The following is a 15989-nucleotide window of genomic DNA, read 5'->3' as shown; positions in this document are numbered from 1 at the left end:
GAGGTGAATGTAATGGAAAAGAATTGGTCAATCTCATTAGAGCATGAGGAATATGAAAATGGTAAGGAATTGGTTATTGCAGATGCGATTGATGCTGTAAAACAGACAGTGAAAGGATTTTATGTTAATGTTGTCACGCCTGCCGGCTTTGGGAATCCTGATGACTATTTAACAAAGGAATTGTTTTCTAGGTTCGGTGCGGAAATTGATGTGAAGTTTATCGACCAGTGCGGCTGCGGCGGTTACGTGTTACGGGTTTGGAAAAGAGTTTAGATAAATAATCTTCATTTATAAAAAAATAATTTTGTATGCAGTTAACGGGCATAGTAAAAACAAGTTAAACATCCAATTTTAGTCATTTTATCAAGAGGGGGATGCTAATTGAATTGCCCGGACTGCGTATATTCGAATCCGGAGGGGGTCAGGTACTGCCTCAACTGCGGAAAAAACTTTAAACTGGGTGGAAATACGGACCCGGATCCAGACAGTTTATTTTACGAGTTTGCCTCTTACGTGGATGCGATGCCGAAGCAGATGCGTTCGGTAGAACCTAAATTTCAAAACATTTTTTCAAGGGTGTTCCGAAAGCATAGCACACTGGAGGCGGACCGGCTTTTCATCGTCGGTACAGCAATTACAACACCGAAGATAGAAGAAGTAAAGGAAACATGGCCGAAGCCATGGCTTTTTGCAAGAGTATTTTTGATTGCACTACTTGCATTCTTAGGCATGCACATAGGTGTCACCGTGTTCCATAATTTTAACTTTTTACCGGGTCTCATCATTATTGGTGCTTTTGCGGTCCCTATTACAACGTTGATGTTCTTCTGGGAAATGAATGCACCGCAAAATATTGCTTTTTATAGGGTCATTTATGTGGTCTTGATTGGCGGTATCCTCTCGATGCTGGTTGCACTAGTGTTTTTTAATCTTGTAAAAAACAACATCAACCCCATTACCATTGGTATTGTGGAGGAAGTGGCCAAGGTGATAACTGTTATCTGGTTCGTTCGAAACCACAAATACAGGTACATGCTAAATGGGCTTTTGGTGGGGGCAGCTGTGGGAGCAGGCTTTGCTGCATTTGAAACAGCAGGTTATGCATTAAGAAGCCTGTTGACAGGAGGGAGTTTCGAACACCTTTATACGACGATCCTCTGGCGCAGTGTTTTAGCTCCCGGCGGGCATGTGGCCTGGGCTGCATTGACAGGTGGGGCTTTCTGCAAAGCACAAGGCGATCAAAAATTCGATTTTTCACTATTGGTTAAGCCGTACTTTTTATTTGTTTTCCTTCTGGTTGTAGCGATGCACGCTTTATGGGATACACCGATTAAAGGCATGTCCCCATTCGGACATATCTTTCTTATGGTTTCTTCATGGGTTGTCGTTTTCTTAATGATACGCAGAGGCCTTAAAGAAATCGCCAATAAAAAATGGCGGATTGCGTATGAACCAACTCAGCCGACACAGCCATAAAAATGTTTGAGGAATACTGACGAGTGCCAATCGGTAATGACCTATTCCGTTCAAAGAATGATAGTTCGATTGTAGCCAAAAATAAGAAATGCGATTGCAGATGATTTCAATCGCATTTTTTTATTCCCAGCACTAAATATTCCCCATTTCTTGCTGATAAAGTTCATGCAACTTAAGGTTATTTCTGCTGTTAATAATTAAGCCGGTATTGGGCGGGTGGAACTTTGGCGGCAGGTGAAACAAGGGTTCCACGTTTGCCTCTATAGCTTCATGGTGAACCGAGATTTTTGGCCATTTTTTCACAAAATTACCGCGTTGCGCCATGTGGAATCCCCACATTCCGAATGATGGCACCACAGAATAAAAGGCCTCCGTTTTGAAGCCTGCAGCCTGCAATGTTTTGGCGATACTCCAATAAACCCGTGGATTGTCTCCCGGGGAAGTGGCCTGACAAGCGATGATGCCTTCGGGGTTTAAGTGCCGTCCAACATGCTCATATAACTCTTTCGTGTATAATAAGCTGGTTTCAGGGTCGACAGGATCTGGAAAATCAATAATGATGACGTCATATCCCTTCATTTCCCCCAGTAAGTACTGCTTCGCATCCATAATATGCATCTGCAGGCGGTTATCCTTTAACGAACCTTCATTCACATCAACAAATGCCGGTTCATTTGCCGCCAGCTTAATAATCATCGGGTCAATTTCAACAAGGTCGATATGAACGACATCATGATATTTGATGACCTCCCTAACAGCAAGGCCATCCCCGCCGCCTAAAATCAGAACCCGTTTCCTGGATTTTGCGAGTTCCATTGCTGGCAGGACCAATGCCTCGTGGTAATGTCTTTCATCCAGCGAAGAAAACTGGAATTCTTCATTTAGGTACAATCGCAGGTCCTTTGCCTCGACAAGCAAAATGTCATTACGCTCACTCGAACCCTGGTAAAGGATATGGTGCCCGCCATTCTTGATTTCTTTAAGAATTTTCATGTCCCATGCATTTCCCGGGCGCCTGCTGGCTGTCAGCCTCGGATGTGGCTCTTTTGAATATATAGGAGAAATCTTCCTTTCCATCCCTCTTTCAATTTCAATAGCGGTGGCCCGCCCGGCACCGATTTTTCTAAGGAATTTTTTTAAAACAGGCCAGGTATCCTGAGGGGAGCAGGTATATAAATCAAAGGCTGCATACCCGTATTCGGGCCAGGTATGAATGGAAAAATGGGAGGTCGAAATCGCGATGATTCCCGTTACTCCTTGAGGTGAAAAGGAATGGAAGCAAGCCAGCAGAATTTCCAATTCCAGCTCACGGAGGGTATCAAGCATCAAGGTTTTTAATTCATCAGGGTTATTTAAGAGCTCCGCCCGACAATCGTAGGCATCCACGATGAGGTGCTGACCTTTCATCTCCATACCTCCATCCCTTTCTCCATTCTGATTTATTTTTGAGTTCATATTGTTGATTTAAAAAATTTTTCATAAATAAGGTATGTGAGTGTAACTCGGGTAGTGATAAATACGTATATTCGCCTGCAGTATATTAAGGCCTGGAGGACAGTTAATAAATTGTCAAAATAAATTTAGTATGTGTGAAAATTGATACAGGCTTCTGAATATGAAAATGGTAAAATAGGAAAATCTATTGAGGATAGGGAGTAATGTGCTATGAACAAAACTGAAATAATTGCGCGCAGAATACTAGGCTGGAAGTTAAATAGATGGGATCGCTGGTATGATTTTGAAAAGGGAATTTTTATACCTGTTGACGAGTTTCAACCCGAGCAAAACCTGGAGCACGCGATGCTAATCGTTGAAAGATTGAAAGAGTTAGGGTTTACATATCAAACAGACGGTGCCTGCCAAGCTTGTTTTAATGATGCATGCGAAACGGGCAATACGTTAGCGGCGGCCATAACAGAAGCAGCCTTTGCAATCGCTGATAATAGTTCGGTTCCGGATGAATGGCTATAGCATAATTAACTATATTATGTAAACTAGACCCCGTATTTTGAGCGACCGAATTTTTCAAGCATTCGGTCGTTTTGCTTTTGGTACCTATTTAGAACTTGATAGCGCTTCAAAAATGTTAATGAAATGTTCACATGAGCTGAGGATAAAAAGGGGTAAAATAAACATATCGAGTTATTATGTGAAAACATTCACAAATATATATATTATGGACAGGTGATAAGGATGGGTGGACTTTCCGTTAGTGCGTTACTCATAAGATTTATTTTAGGGGGATTGGCAGTTGTCGCTTCAACGATTGTGGCGAGGAAATTGGGCGAAAAGGCAGGCGGAATATTCGCTGCTTTTCCAGCCGTATTTTTAGCGGCATTACTTACAGCGGGGCTGGATTTGAAAGGCGAGGCTCTTGTTTCCCAATCCATTATGCTCTCAAAAGGAGCCATGGTTGGGATGGGAATTAATATACTCGTGGCCATTATGGCTGTACTTCTATTAAAGAAACACGGATGGAAAAAAGGACTCATCGAGGCGTTAGGCTGCTGGCTGGCAGTTTCTATCATAGTGGTTGCCATCACGGTCAATTAGGAAAGGGTGTTAACAATGACAAAAGATTTACTTTTACGTTTTCTACTTGGCGGGGCCGCCGTTATGGCCAGCTATTTAATAATTGTGGTTTCACCATGGGAAATCCTAGGGGGAATATTCGCCGCGTTTCCGGCTGTGATGATTACGGCCGTTTTAATGGCAGGGGTTACTTCCGGAACGAAGAACGCAGCGAAAATTGCAGGCGGTTCTGTTTATGGCATGATTGGCGGCATTATTTGTGCAGCGACTGTCTGGCTGTTCTTAAAACTGACCCATAATTGGCCGCTAAGCATGCTGCTCGGTCTGCTTTTTTGGCTGATCAGCTCCGTGATGGTGTCAACACTAAGGGAGAAATTAAATATAAAACCATTTAGTAGAAAGATGGTGTTGGCAGAGGCACGGTTCAGACATCATAAATAATAGAAAAAATGCCAGTCGGCATCCGAAAAAGGAAAGCGGCCTGGCATTTTACGTTTTTAAATAATATCAAGAGGAACTTTTCTGGCGGGAGCAGGAAAAACCTCGTCAAGTCTAGCTAATTCCTCTGTTGTTAGTTCAATGCAAGCAGCCGCCGCATTTTGCATGACGTGTTCCGGTTGGACAGCTTTTGGAATGGCAATCACCTGATTGGAACGGATACACCAGGCTAGCACAATCTGCAAGGGCTGCACATTATGACTGCGGGCAATATCCAGAATGGTAGAATCACGCAGCAGCTGTCTTCTTAAGGAACCTCCCTGGGCGATTGGGCTATAGGCCATTATGGGCATTTGATGCTGCTTTTGCCACGGCAGCAAATCAAATTCAATCCCTCGTGAGCCTAGGTGGTATAGTACCTGATTGGTGATACAATTTGTCCCGTTTGCGGAGGCAACTAATTCATCCATATCTTCTGTGTCAAAGTTGGAAACACCCCAGCGCAGAATTTTTCCTTCTATTTTAAGTTTCTCCATCCCTTCGATGGTTTCCTCAAGTGGAATCTGGCCCCGCCAATGTAAAAGGTACAAATCAAGATGATCGGTTTGCAGCCGTTTTAAACTGTTTTCACAGGCTTCGGCGATTTTATTTTTTCCGGCGTTATGAGGATAGACCTTGGAGACCAGAAACACTCTATCTCTGAGTCCTTTTATCGCTTCTCCAACAACTTGCTCGGTACCGCCATTTCCGTACATCTCTGCCGTATCAATTAGTGTCATGCCGAGTTCAATTCCAAGCTGAAGGGCTTTTACTTCCTGTTCTCTTGCGCGGCTATTTTCGCCCATATTCCAAGTTCCCTGCCCTAAAACCGGTACAGACGAACCATCAGTGAGGGATATCACACGCTTATTTAGGGTTTCCCTAATTTCAGCTATTTTCCTAGATTCAACCATTCAAGCTACCTCCTTTATGACCCTCTATTCTTTAGAAAATAATACCATAATTTCAAGTGAAAACTCCTGTTCGGAATAGACAAATTTTACAAAAAAGTATGCACATTTTTTAACAATCGTCATATATTAGCTTCTGTGTGAGAAATTACGTAGGAAGGAAGTAAGGACGATGAATAACAATCAAGTATTAACACCAATCAAGAACGAGGGCAAAGATCTAGGAAATGGCGGATTTAAGATTGTTGAAATCAATGTGACTGACCCGTCTGAAAATTTATTTGCTGTGTGTACACCTGTTAAAAAATAATAAAAAAGACTATCCAGAAAAACTATCTTTTTTGTAAAAATACATAGAAAGATAGTTTTTTTTAATTCTGCTATTTTAGTGTTTTTCATATATGTAAGCGCATACATTGGTATTGAGCAATGGAGGTGATACCTTTGATGTATATTTATGGTAATGACTATATCAAGTATTTAAACGACGACAGTGCAGGACATTTAACCTACGATCAATGGAAAATCAAAAAAAGTCAACAGGGCACCGATAAATGCGCTTCATGCGGAACTGTGAAGGAACACTTACAGCCTTGTCCGAAATGCAGACATTAATCATAAAGTTTAAAAAACCCACACCCCAGTCGTGGGTTTTTTTATTGATTTTATTCTTGAAAAAAATTCCACTAGCCTATTGCAAACGATATCAAATTCGAATAATATCTAATTAGATAATCATTAAAGTAGGTGAATTTAAACATGCAATTAAACAAAATCGTGGAATTTCATAAAGCCCTTGGTGACCTTACCAGGATCAAGATTGTCGCTTTGCTTCAACAGGGGCCGTTGCACGGGCAGGCGATTGCCGGTAAGCTGGGGCTTAAACCGCCAACGATAACCCACCATATGGCCAAACTTAGAGAGGTGGGGCTGGTAAAAGAGCGGCGTGATAAAAACACCATTTATTTTTCTCTTAACACAAAAATATTAGAGATGAGTGCTAAGGCTATTTTGAATGTTGGAACGGGAGGCGGAGCAGAAATGGAAATGTCGGTGACAGCGGAGGATAGGGAAGCAATCATTAAAAACTTCTTCAGCAAAGAAGGGAAACTGAAAACCTACCCAGCGCAGCGAAAGAAAAAGCTTGTTGTGCTCGAGCATATGGTCAAAGGGCTGGAACTGGGTAAAGTTTATCAAGAAAAGGAAATTAACGAATATTTAAAGCAGTATCATGAGGATTACGCTACGTTACGTCGCGAACTTATTATGTGCCAATTTATGTACCGTGAAAATAATCAATATGAGTTAAATCCGGTTGAACTGTGGTGGCTGAAGTAAATTTTTTTTGCAAAACTAATTAGATAGGTGTGAAATTAGATAAGGGTGAAAGGAGATGAGGAAGATGGCTCTTTCTTTTATAAAAAAGGAAAAACAATACCGGAGATTATTTCTTGCCGGTGTCGTAAATGGAATCGGCGACCGCTTCAGTTCCGTTGCTGTATTAGCGCTTGTAATCCAGTTAACAGGGTCAGGCTTTGCAGTCGGCATGACGCTAGCGATTCGGCTATTGCCCTTTGTTATTTTTGCCCCAATCGGGGGAAGGCTGGCAGACCGTTTTTCAAGAAAAACCATTTTAGTGGCAACTGACTTCATCCGCATCGTGTTTGCCTTGTCGTTTCTATGGGTTCATGGGATAGAGGATCTTTGGATTGTTTATGTTAGTACCTTCATGTTAGCGGTGGGCGAGGCTGTTTATGCACCAGCGAGAAAATCGGCGATACCGCTTCTTGTCAACAAAGAGCATCTGATAAAAATAAATAGTCTGGAACAAGTATTGGTTGGGATTGTACTAATTGTTGGCGCCTTTTCAGGGGGGATTGTTTCCTACTTATTTGGAGCAGGTTTAACCTTTTGGATTAATGCGGCTTCCTTTTTAGGTGCAGCGATTATCATTTCTTCGATCACATTTCCTGAAAAGAACTCCATTCAGGATGAAAAGCCGCAACAAAAGGAAAAGCTGATTCCAACCTTAAAAAAGGTAATCATATTGTCCGTCCCGGTCCAAATTCTTCTTTTCTGTGAAGTGGTCATTGCATCAATGAACGGCATTGATAATGTCCTGATTACCGTGTATGCCGTTAAAGAGTACCATTTAGGGGATATAGGTGTAGGGGTCTTTTATGGAGCGTTAGGGATTGGTTTAACATTAAGTTTTTCTGTCGCCAACCGTCTGCGAAAAAATATCCTTGGGATTGGGTTAGCCTGTCTCATGCTGGAGGGTGCTTTCCTTGTAATATTGAGCCAAACCCATTATATAGTCGCAGCGTTTCTCGTGTTTTGCGGGGCCGCGTTTATGTCCGGGATTGGGAATGCCTGTTTTGATACGGTTCTGATGAAGGAAATTCCTGAGGAACACCAGGGAACAATGTTTGGGTTGTTGGCATCCATTGGCAATCCATTATTGGGTGTTTCGATGCTTTTATCAGGGGCCGCTTTAGAATATCTGTCACCGCGAACAATGGGCTTAATTGGCGGCAGCGCCTATATGTTAATCGCCATTTTCCTAATGGTCTTCCTATCTGTGAAACGTGTGAGGGAAAGGGAAACTATGACCAGTCCGCCAGTTTTGAAGAAATAAGCAATTGTAAACCAAGCAGGACAAACATCCATTTTTAAAAGGCTATTATATTCGCATTTACGTTTATCGTCACGGCTGCATAAGAATAATTAAATCAATTAGAGAGGTGACTTAATTATGTGCGGCTGGTGCGGTTGCGGTGGTTATGGCTACGGTTTCGGTTATGGCGGCTTTAGCCCATTTGTTTTAATTGTAGTATTGTTTATTCTTTTAATTATCGTCGGGGCTAGCTTTTATTAATAACAAGTAAAAAATGAGGTGTTCTTTGAGGGCACCTCATTTTTTATTGGTAATCTTTTTTCAAGACGGTGAATACATAATGGGGAATAAACAAAAAAAGGGGAGGATTGTCTTGACCGCAACTGTGTTCCTGATTGTTTTAATCTCATCTCTTGCCTATATTCTTGGCGGATTTCTCGTTTTAATTCGGAAAAATTGGCCGGAAAGAACTTTATTGTCGTTGGTTGCTCTTAGCGCTGGCCTGTTATTATCGATTGCTCTTTTACATTTAATTCCTCATGCGCTAGAAGACTATCATGACAGCAGTTTGTTCGTGATGCTTGGGTTCCTGATTATGTATTTTATTTTTCTGCCAGGAACTTTTCGTGGGAAAAATGGGGTAGAAAACAGTGGGAAGTCTGGGGCAACGGGATTAACAATCGGAATGCTGCTCCATAATTTTTTTGAGGGATTATCGATTGGAATTAGCTATGCCTCTTCTTTTGAATTAGGTGTTTTTGTTACGATTGCACTGGTGATCCATAAAATACCAGAAGGGCTTTCCTATACTTCGGTTATGCTCGCCTTTTTAAATGGCCGCAAAAAAACAGCCATCTATCTTGTCATTCAGGGGCTTTTTACTTGGCTCGGAGCAGGAATTGCGGTTTTGCTATCGGAAATGAAGGACTTTCAAGAAACGATTGTCGCCATGGGCTTATCCGTAACAGCAGGGATTTTTCTGTATCTTAGCGGGGCTATGTTATTGCCTTTAATAAATCGAGGGACATTTAAAAGCACCCCCCTGTTTTTTATAGCCGGAATCTTGCTGTTTTTCATATTACATAGCGTTGTTTAGCATCGGCCGCAGGGTCCCAAATTGAATAGTTGATAAAGTCATATAGAGCTGCTGAGGCAGTTCTTTTTCTGTTTAGGTAAGGAGTCTCAACTAGTCGTAATATAAAAAATATGTAAGATTTTCTGACAAAGGAATATGTAACAACCTTTATATTTGATACATTTGATCCATATTTTATAAATAGGGATTGGGGGATATTTTATGGAAAATGGTTTAGAAGTTAGAAAGAACATAAAAATAGAGAGATGCATCTCTATTGAGGAACATTTGAACGAACTCTCAGCACTTCTTATTCAAGTTGTTGAAGATGGTGCTTCGATTGGTTTTTTACCGCCATTAGAGGAAAATGTGGCAAGGAAGTATTGGGAATCTGTCTTAAATCCTGAGGTGATCTTATTTGTTGCTAAGATTAATAATATCATTGCCGGAAGTGTGCAATTACATCTGTGTTCAAAGCAGAACGGCAAACATCGGGCTGAAATCGCCAAGCTCATGACGCACCCACATTATCGCAGGAATGGAATTGGCCGGTTATTAATGGAGAAGGCTCACGAAACGGCTAAACAAATGGGGAGAACATTAATCGTTCTTGATACGAGGGAAGGAGATCCTTCTAATAGACTTTATACTTCTTTTGGGTATATTCAAGCAGGACGGATTCCTAAATATGCATTGTCTGAAAATGGGAATCTGGATGCTACGATAATATATTATAAAATGATTTAAACGATATGAGACGGGTTTGTCAAAAATGATAGACGGCCCAGAAAATGAGGCAAAAGAACCGTCCGAGACTACTGAAGAATACTTCTTATAGAAGGCAGATTAAAGATATATTGACCCCATTGACATGCAGATTGATTGGGTCATCAAGAACAAGATGAAGACCATTTTCCACATTGGAGTGAGCTGATATGGGGTCCATCGGCCTTATGAAGACCATTTTCCATCTTGGTCTGAACTGATTGGTCTTCCTTAGCCTTAGGATGGTTCTATTCAGAAGGGATTTTCAATTCCAGGGTATTTTATCTTAACAAACAAATTCCAGATAAAGTCATGTTTTTCAGTGGTCTCGAACCGTCCCCATGCCTCATTTTTTTCGGATTATGGGAAAAGCTATTGAATGTGCTTTAGGAAAGGTGGCACGTGAATGAGTTATTTTTCTTATAATCTGAGGAGGTTTGCAATGGGTATTTTGAGTGGAAATCCTAAGGAAGAGCCAATGCATTATGGGGAGGTATTTGATCTTTGGGCATCTGTTCTAGCTGGCAATGGTATGATTGCGGGTTATCAAACGATGATAAACCATACGGGTGACGACGATTTAAAAAAATTATTAAAAGAAGCCATTGAACTTTGTCAGCAGGAAAAGAAACAAGTGGAAGAACTTTTAAAGGAAAATGGAGTTGGTTTACCTCCAGCGTCACCGGAACCGCCGGAAGCTTGCTTAGAGGATATTCCGGTTGGAGCGCGTGTTCCGGATCCCGCTATTGCTGCCGTACTTTCGGCCGATATAGCTGCAGGATTAGTGACTTGCAGCCAAATAATCGGTAAATCCATTAGGGAAGATATAGCCATGATGTATGTGCAAATCCATAACCAAAAGGCAGCGCTTGGCGGAAAAGCTCTTCGGTTAAACAAAGAAAAAGGCTGGCTGATCCCGCCGCCATTACATCCAAATAAACATGGTGATTGTTAAGAGTAAAAGGATGAAGACAAATTGTCTCATCCTTTTTTGATTTCTCATTGCCTCATGATAATGCGCCTCGGTAATCCCATTTCAAATTCCACATGCGATATTCAAGTATTTTCCATTATTAGTGCAATCCATCCAATGCGTTAGTCATAACATACAAAAAAATAGGAATTTTTTAAAAATATTTTTGTTTATTATATACGATGAATTAGAAAAATAGAAAAAGTATAATAGGACCATGAATTATTTGAAAACGTTTTCTTGAGGAGGAGATTTCCGTGAAAATAGTAATTGCCCCTGACTCATTCAAAGGCAGCATGAGCTCAGTAGAGGCAGCAAGCGCAATTGAAAAAGGGATACTCCGGGCTTTCCCTGAAGCGAAAACTATTCTTTTGCCCGTTGGTGATGGCGGAGAAGGAACATTGGAAACACTTGTATCCTCAACAAATGGATATACTGTACCGGTGAATGTTACTGGTCCTCTAGGGGACAGAGTTCTAGCAGAGTATGGTGTTTTGGGTGATGGAGAGACATGTGTCATCGAAATGGCAAAGGCATCCGGACTTGCGCTTGTGCCTCCGTCGCAGTTGAATCCTTTAAAAGCGACAACCTACGGAACTGGGGAATTAATTAAACAGGCACTTGATGACGGATACCAATCCTTCATTCTCGCCATAGGCGGTTCCGCCACCAATGATGGCGGAGCTGGAATGCTGCAAGCCCTTGGGTTAAAGCTCCTTGATGCGGACAGTAATGAGATTGACTTTGGTGGTGCAGAGCTAAGGAAAGTTGCTATAATCGATATGCTCTCGTTTGATGCAAGAATTGCAGACTGCAAGTTTCTTATCGCCTCAGATGTCCAAAACCCTTTTATTGGTCCCAATGGTGCATCGAGTGTCTTTGGACCTCAAAAAGGCGCATCACCTGAAGATGTAGAGTTTCTTGATGCATGTTTATCCAATTTTGCAGATGTCATTTTAAAGACAACTGGGATTCACATTCATAATCTTCCTGGCGCAGGTGCGGCGGGAGGAATCGGCGGTGCTTTTCAAGCTTTTTTCCCAGCCATGATGAGACGAGGAATTGACGTTGTCATTGAGTATACCCGGCTGAATCATCTGGTCGAAGGTGCAGACCTAGTCATTACAGGCGAGGGAAAGGTAGACTTCCAAACCGCCTCCGGCAAGACGCCTATGGGGGTGGCACAGGTAGCCCAATCAAAAAATATACCTACAATCATTCTGGCGGGTTCTGTCGGAAAGGGAATCGATGCGCTTTATCAGCATGGCGTTGTAAGCGTTCACAGCATAATTAATAGGCCAATGGATTTAAACGAGGCCATGGAAAAGGCGGGAGAATTAGCAGAATTTGCCGCCGAGCAGATGGTTCGATCGTTTTTTTATCAAAGGAAGTTGATTGGAAACTAAGTTTGCCAGGACTGAATGGTTCCGGTTTGACGATTAATTGTAGGGCAATGCATGAAGCAGTTATTTTAATACTTTTTGTTGGACTTATATCATTATTAAAAATAATTACATTCCTAGAGGGGAGCAATTAATCTATGAAAATTAAAGCAACGCTTGAAAAAATTCCTGGCGGCATGATGCTGGTTCCACTTCTTCTTGGTGCAACATTAAATACGCTTTTCCCAGGTACACCTACCTTTTTCGGATCTTTTACTGGTGCACTATGGGGCGGGGCGCTGCCCATCTTAGCTGTCTTCTTCTTCTGCATGGGTACAACACTAAGCTTTAGAGCGACACCTTATATATTAAAGAAGGGCGGAGCGCTTTTCTTAACTAAAGTAGGAGTTGCTGCTTTAGTCGGTATCATTGCTGCAAAATTGATTGGTGATGGCATGGTACTTGGCGGACTTTCTGTACTGGCAATTGTTGCTGCTATGAATGATACAAATGGCGGCATGTACATGGCGTTAATGGGTCAATTTGGTAAAGCTGAGGATGCGGGTGCATATTCAATCATGTCACTTGAGTCCGGTCCGTTCTTGTCGATGGTTACTTTAGGACTTGCTGGTCTTGCCGGTTTCCCATGGCAAACAATGGTTGGTGCCATTCTTCCATTAGTGTTAGGGATGATTTTAGGTAACTTGGACAAGGATTGCCAAGAATTCTTTGGTAAAGCTGCTCCAGTCATGATTCCTTTCTTCGCATTCGGTCTTGGTGCCGGACTTGACTTCGGAAAAGTAGCAACAGCGGGATTGTCAGGAATATTATTGGGTCTTGGTGTAATTGTTATAACTGGTACTGCATTATTCCTTGTAGACAAATTGACAGGTGGAAACGGAATTGCCGGTTTATCTGCCGCCACCACTGCCGGAAACGCCGCTGGTGTTCCTGCTGCCGTAGCTGCTGCTAACCCTGCCTATGCACAGGTTGCTGGCTCTGCAACAATCATGGTAGCTGCGAGCGTTATTGTAACCGCGATTTTATGTCCGATTGTTGTTGCATGGTATGCAAGCAGACTAAAGAAAAAAGAGCAATTTAAACTTCAAGCGAACAAAGCTAGTTAATAATGACATCTCTGGGATACTAATAAAAAAACAATCAATAGATTGAACCATGGTAAAATGTTATGCTTTAAGGAGTTTAACAATAAACGATTGATTGCCGTATTGGCAGCAACCAATAACCCCTGAGAGCAATCTCAGGGGTTTGGCAATTATTAAATGGTAAGAAATAACTTGAATGTTAGCACATTCCCATAAAACATTTGCGAAAGAGAGTGTAAGCATATGAAAACAAACCTGTTATACGGCCAAAACGGTCTTGAAATTGAAGTCCCTGATCATGCGTTTGTTGTAGAACCAAAAGACCTACCAGCGATGGGGGATGAATGGGAAGCGATTAGACAGGCTTTGAGGAACCCAATTGGAACCCCTTCTTTAAAAGAAATGGTCAAGGCGACGGATACTGTTGCCATTGCCATAAGCGATATTACAAGACCAACCCCGAACCATATTCTTGTCCCGTTATTAATTGAAGAATTGAACCATGTACCATTGGAGAATTTCGTTGTAATCAATGGAACTGGGACCCACCGTGATCAGACCAGGGAAGAGTTTGTGCAAATGCTTGGCGAATGGGTTGTAGATAATATCCGAATCATCAATAATAACTGTCACGACAAAAGCACACAGGTAAATCTCGGACGCAGCAAATTTGGCTGTGACGTGTATCTCAATAAAGAATATGTGGAAGCCGATTTCCGGATTGTCACAGGATTTATTGAACCGCATTTTTTTGCCGGTTTTTCCGGAGGACCAAAAGGTATTATGCCGGGCATTGCCGGGCTTGATACCATCATGACCTTCCACAACGCAAGAATGATTGGCGACCCTCTTTCCACATGGGGAAATATGGTCAATAACCCAGTTCAGGACATGACAAGGGAAATTAACAGTCTTTGTAAACCGCATTTCATGTTAAATGTAACCCTTAATAAAGAAAAAGAAATTACAAACGTATTTGCTGGAGAGCTTTATGAGGCACATGATAAGGGCTGTGCCTTTGTGAAAGAACATGCCATGGTCCGATGTGAAGAGCGGTTTGATGTTGTCATCACTTCCAATTCCGGATATCCGCTTGACCAGAACCTTTACCAGGCCGTGAAAGGAATGAGCGCTGCACAGAAGATTGTCAAAAAAGGCGGGGCCATTATTGTTGCTTCGGAATGCTCAGATGGACTCCCAAGCCATGGGAATTACGCGAAAATTTTTGAACTCGCCGACAGCCCGCAAGGCTTGCTTGACCTGATCAATAGTCCAGAATTTAAAATGTTTGATCAATGGCAAGTACAAAAACAGGCCGTCATCCAAGTTTGGTCAGATGTCTACGTTTATTCTAAGCTAACAGACGAACAGGTGAAGGGCGCCATGCTTAAGCCGACACACAATATTGAGAAAACCCTTGAAGAACTTAAACAGGTTTATGGCGAAAACATGACTGTTGCTGTTTTACCGCTTGGGCCGCTGACAATCCCATATGTGGAAGAGTAGTATTTTAAGATAAAAAAGTCACAAAATGTTCACAAAAAATAAGAAATATGTTATCTTATAAAATGTTATGAAGAAATAGAATGTTCATTGATGAAATGTAACATGGTGTTGCACTTTCATTCTGTTATTCTGTTTTATATTGGCGGGAAGGATTTCTAGTATTTTTTAATGCTTAGAATATTAGCCCATCATAAACGGTTTATGTGAATTTATTTGCATGAAACCGCTTTATGGTGGGCTATTTTTATTTTAAAAAAAGTACATAATGGAGGAAAACATATGGCATTTCATAGTCCTGATCAAATTGCCCGAAAAGTAGTTGAAGCGGGCGCGAAGAAAGCAGTAATGCCGATTCGTCATGCCCTGCTGTTAGGTTTCTTAGGTGGAGCGTTTATCGCATTGGGCTTTCTATTAGACATACGTGTGATTGGAAATTTGCCAAAAGAATGGGGGTCATTTGGGTCATTTCTCGGCGCTTCGGTGTTCCCGGTCGGCCTCATGCTGATCATTATTGCCGGCGGTGAACTGCTGACGGGAAATATGATGGCATTGCCGATGGCGGTATTGGCTAAGCGGGTAACGACCTTACAGCTGATGAGAAATTGGCTGCTGATTGTTGTCAGTAACTTTGTCGGTGCTATCTTTGTGGCTTATTTCTTTGGCCATGTAGTCGGATTAACTGAAACAGGGCCATTTCTTGAAAAAACAATTGCGATTGCACAAGCGAAAACCGGTGAAAGCTTTTTTCAAGCATTAGTTTCTGCGGTCGGCTGCAATTGGCTGGTCTGCTTAGCGGTATGGATGGCGTTTGGTGCTGATGACATTGGCGGAAAAATGCTGGCCATCTGGTTCCCGGTAATGGGATTCGTTGCTATTGGCTTCCAGCATATTGTGGCCAACATGTTCGTGATTCCTGCGGCAATCTTTGCAGGCAGTTTAAGCTGGGCCGATTATTTTGCTAATTTTGTACCAGTATTTATAGGCAATGCCATCGGCGGAGGAGTATTCGTCGCTGTAATCTACTGGCTGGTATATAAAGAAACAATTGGTACAGATGCAACAAAATCCTATAGCAAGATGAAAAAGGCAGTCTAGTAAATTATTTAGTTCGTAAAAAAGACAAATTTATGATATATTCATAGTGTTAATGTTTAAAATTAGTGAAGAAT

The 15989-nt window shown here is 41.8% G+C and carries 17 protein-coding genes and 2 pseudogenes; 17 read left to right on the top strand and 2 right to left on the bottom strand.

The genetic code is table 11. The annotated features are described in order from the left end of the window. Positions 1-12: 12 nt before the first annotated feature. Together V5M37_RS18065 and V5M37_RS18060 are read left to right on the top strand one after the other, a co-directional pair. Complete coding sequence (locus V5M37_RS18065) at positions 13-273, top strand: CGCGG family rSAM-modified RiPP protein (RefSeq protein ID WP_423798548.1); 261 nt, start codon at positions 13-15, stop codon at positions 271-273. 108 nt (positions 274-381) lie between these two features. Further along, positions 382-1476 (top strand): PrsW family glutamic-type intramembrane protease, encoded by a 1095-nt coding sequence (locus V5M37_RS18060; protein ID WP_423798547.1) that lies wholly within the window; start codon positions 382-384, stop codon positions 1474-1476. Between the two features lie 132 nt (positions 1477-1608). Here the strand turns inward: V5M37_RS18060 and speD are convergent, their stop codons facing one another. Further along, the gene (gene speD / locus V5M37_RS18055) at positions 1609-2883 is read right to left on the bottom strand and encodes an adenosylmethionine decarboxylase (RefSeq protein ID WP_423798546.1); all 1275 of its coding nucleotides are present in this window, start codon (positions 2881-2883) and stop codon (positions 1609-1611) included. Positions 2884-3141: 258 nt separating this feature from the next. Between speD and V5M37_RS18050 the strand changes: the two genes are divergently transcribed. The 3 genes from V5M37_RS18050 (at position 3142) to V5M37_RS18040 (ending at position 4449) form a co-directional block, all read left to right on the top strand. Further along, positions 3142-3447 (top strand): BC1872 family protein, encoded by a 306-nt coding sequence (locus V5M37_RS18050; RefSeq protein WP_423798545.1) that lies wholly within the window; start codon positions 3142-3144, stop codon positions 3445-3447. A gap of 222 nt (positions 3448-3669) precedes the next feature. Next, a complete protein-coding gene (locus V5M37_RS18045) occupies positions 3670-4029 on the top strand; it encodes a DUF3147 family protein (RefSeq protein WP_423798544.1) in 360 nt (119 codons plus the stop codon). A 15-nt stretch (positions 4030-4044) separates the two neighbouring features. Continuing rightward, positions 4045-4449 carry a DUF3147 family protein gene (locus V5M37_RS18040; protein ID WP_213145467.1) on the top strand — a complete coding sequence of 135 codons (405 nt, stop codon included), beginning with the start codon at positions 4045-4047 and terminating at the stop codon, positions 4447-4449. Between the two features lie 56 nt (positions 4450-4505). Here V5M37_RS18040 and V5M37_RS18035 read toward each other — a convergent pair whose 3' ends face one another. Further along, a complete protein-coding gene (locus tag V5M37_RS18035; protein WP_423798543.1) occupies positions 4506-5399 on the bottom strand; it encodes an aldo/keto reductase in 894 nt (297 codons plus the stop codon). A gap of 169 nt (positions 5400-5568) precedes the next feature. Between V5M37_RS18035 and V5M37_RS18030 the strand changes: the two genes are divergently transcribed. From V5M37_RS18030 to V5M37_RS17975, 12 genes and pseudogenes are all read left to right on the top strand, one after another. Beyond that, a complete protein-coding gene (locus tag V5M37_RS18030) occupies positions 5569-5706 on the top strand; it encodes a hypothetical protein (protein ID WP_213145469.1) in 138 nt (45 codons plus the stop codon). A gap of 449 nt (positions 5707-6155) precedes the next feature. Then, positions 6156-6734 carry a metalloregulator ArsR/SmtB family transcription factor gene (locus tag V5M37_RS18025; RefSeq protein WP_423798542.1) on the top strand — a complete coding sequence of 193 codons (579 nt, stop codon included), beginning with the start codon at positions 6156-6158 and terminating at the stop codon, positions 6732-6734. 45 nt (positions 6735-6779) lie between these two features. After that, positions 6780-6863 (top strand): annotated as a pseudogene (locus V5M37_RS18020) (hypothetical protein); the annotation flags it as partial. Further along, positions 6835-8034, top strand: a pseudogene (locus tag V5M37_RS18015) (MFS transporter); the annotation flags it as partial. The pseudogenes V5M37_RS18020 and V5M37_RS18015, both read left to right, overlap by 29 nt. Before the next feature lie 117 nt (positions 8035-8151). Continuing rightward, positions 8152-8274, top strand: a complete 123-nt coding sequence (locus V5M37_RS18010; protein WP_213119029.1) for a YjcZ family sporulation protein — start codon at positions 8152-8154, stop codon at positions 8272-8274. Positions 8275-8353: 79 nt separating this feature from the next. Continuing rightward, positions 8354-9109 carry a ZIP family metal transporter gene (locus V5M37_RS18005; protein WP_423798541.1) on the top strand — a complete coding sequence of 252 codons (756 nt, stop codon included), beginning with the start codon at positions 8354-8356 and terminating at the stop codon, positions 9107-9109. Positions 9110-9310: 201 nt separating this feature from the next. Beyond that, the gene (locus tag V5M37_RS18000; protein WP_423798540.1) at positions 9311-9835 is read left to right on the top strand and encodes a GNAT family N-acetyltransferase; all 525 of its coding nucleotides are present in this window, start codon (positions 9311-9313) and stop codon (positions 9833-9835) included. 460 nt (positions 9836-10295) lie between these two features. Beyond that, positions 10296-10808, top strand: a complete 513-nt coding sequence (locus tag V5M37_RS17995; RefSeq protein ID WP_423798539.1) for a DUF3231 family protein — start codon at positions 10296-10298, stop codon at positions 10806-10808. Positions 10809-11083: 275 nt separating this feature from the next. Beyond that, positions 11084-12232, top strand: coding sequence for a glycerate kinase (locus V5M37_RS17990; protein ID WP_423798538.1), 1149 nt, complete (start codon positions 11084-11086; stop codon positions 12230-12232). 134 nt (positions 12233-12366) lie between these two features. Further along, positions 12367-13335 carry a 2-keto-3-deoxygluconate permease gene (locus V5M37_RS17985; protein WP_423798537.1) on the top strand — a complete coding sequence of 323 codons (969 nt, stop codon included), beginning with the start codon at positions 12367-12369 and terminating at the stop codon, positions 13333-13335. Between the two features lie 222 nt (positions 13336-13557). Beyond that, positions 13558-14820 (top strand): nickel-dependent lactate racemase, encoded by a 1263-nt coding sequence (larA, locus tag V5M37_RS17980; protein WP_423798536.1) that lies wholly within the window; start codon positions 13558-13560, stop codon positions 14818-14820. A gap of 279 nt (positions 14821-15099) precedes the next feature. Then, positions 15100-15915: a formate/nitrite transporter family protein gene (locus tag V5M37_RS17975; protein WP_423798535.1), complete on the top strand. Its 816-nt coding sequence runs from the start codon at positions 15100-15102 to the stop codon at positions 15913-15915. Positions 15916-15989 lie beyond the last annotated feature (74 nt).

This window comes from Neobacillus sp. SAB-20_R2A, from assembly GCF_049568635.1.
GTDB lineage: Bacteria > Bacillota > Bacilli > Bacillales > Cytobacillaceae > Neobacillus > Neobacillus citreus.
Note: the sequence above shows the minus strand (reverse complement) of the source record. Positions and strands in the feature narration are given on the sequence as shown.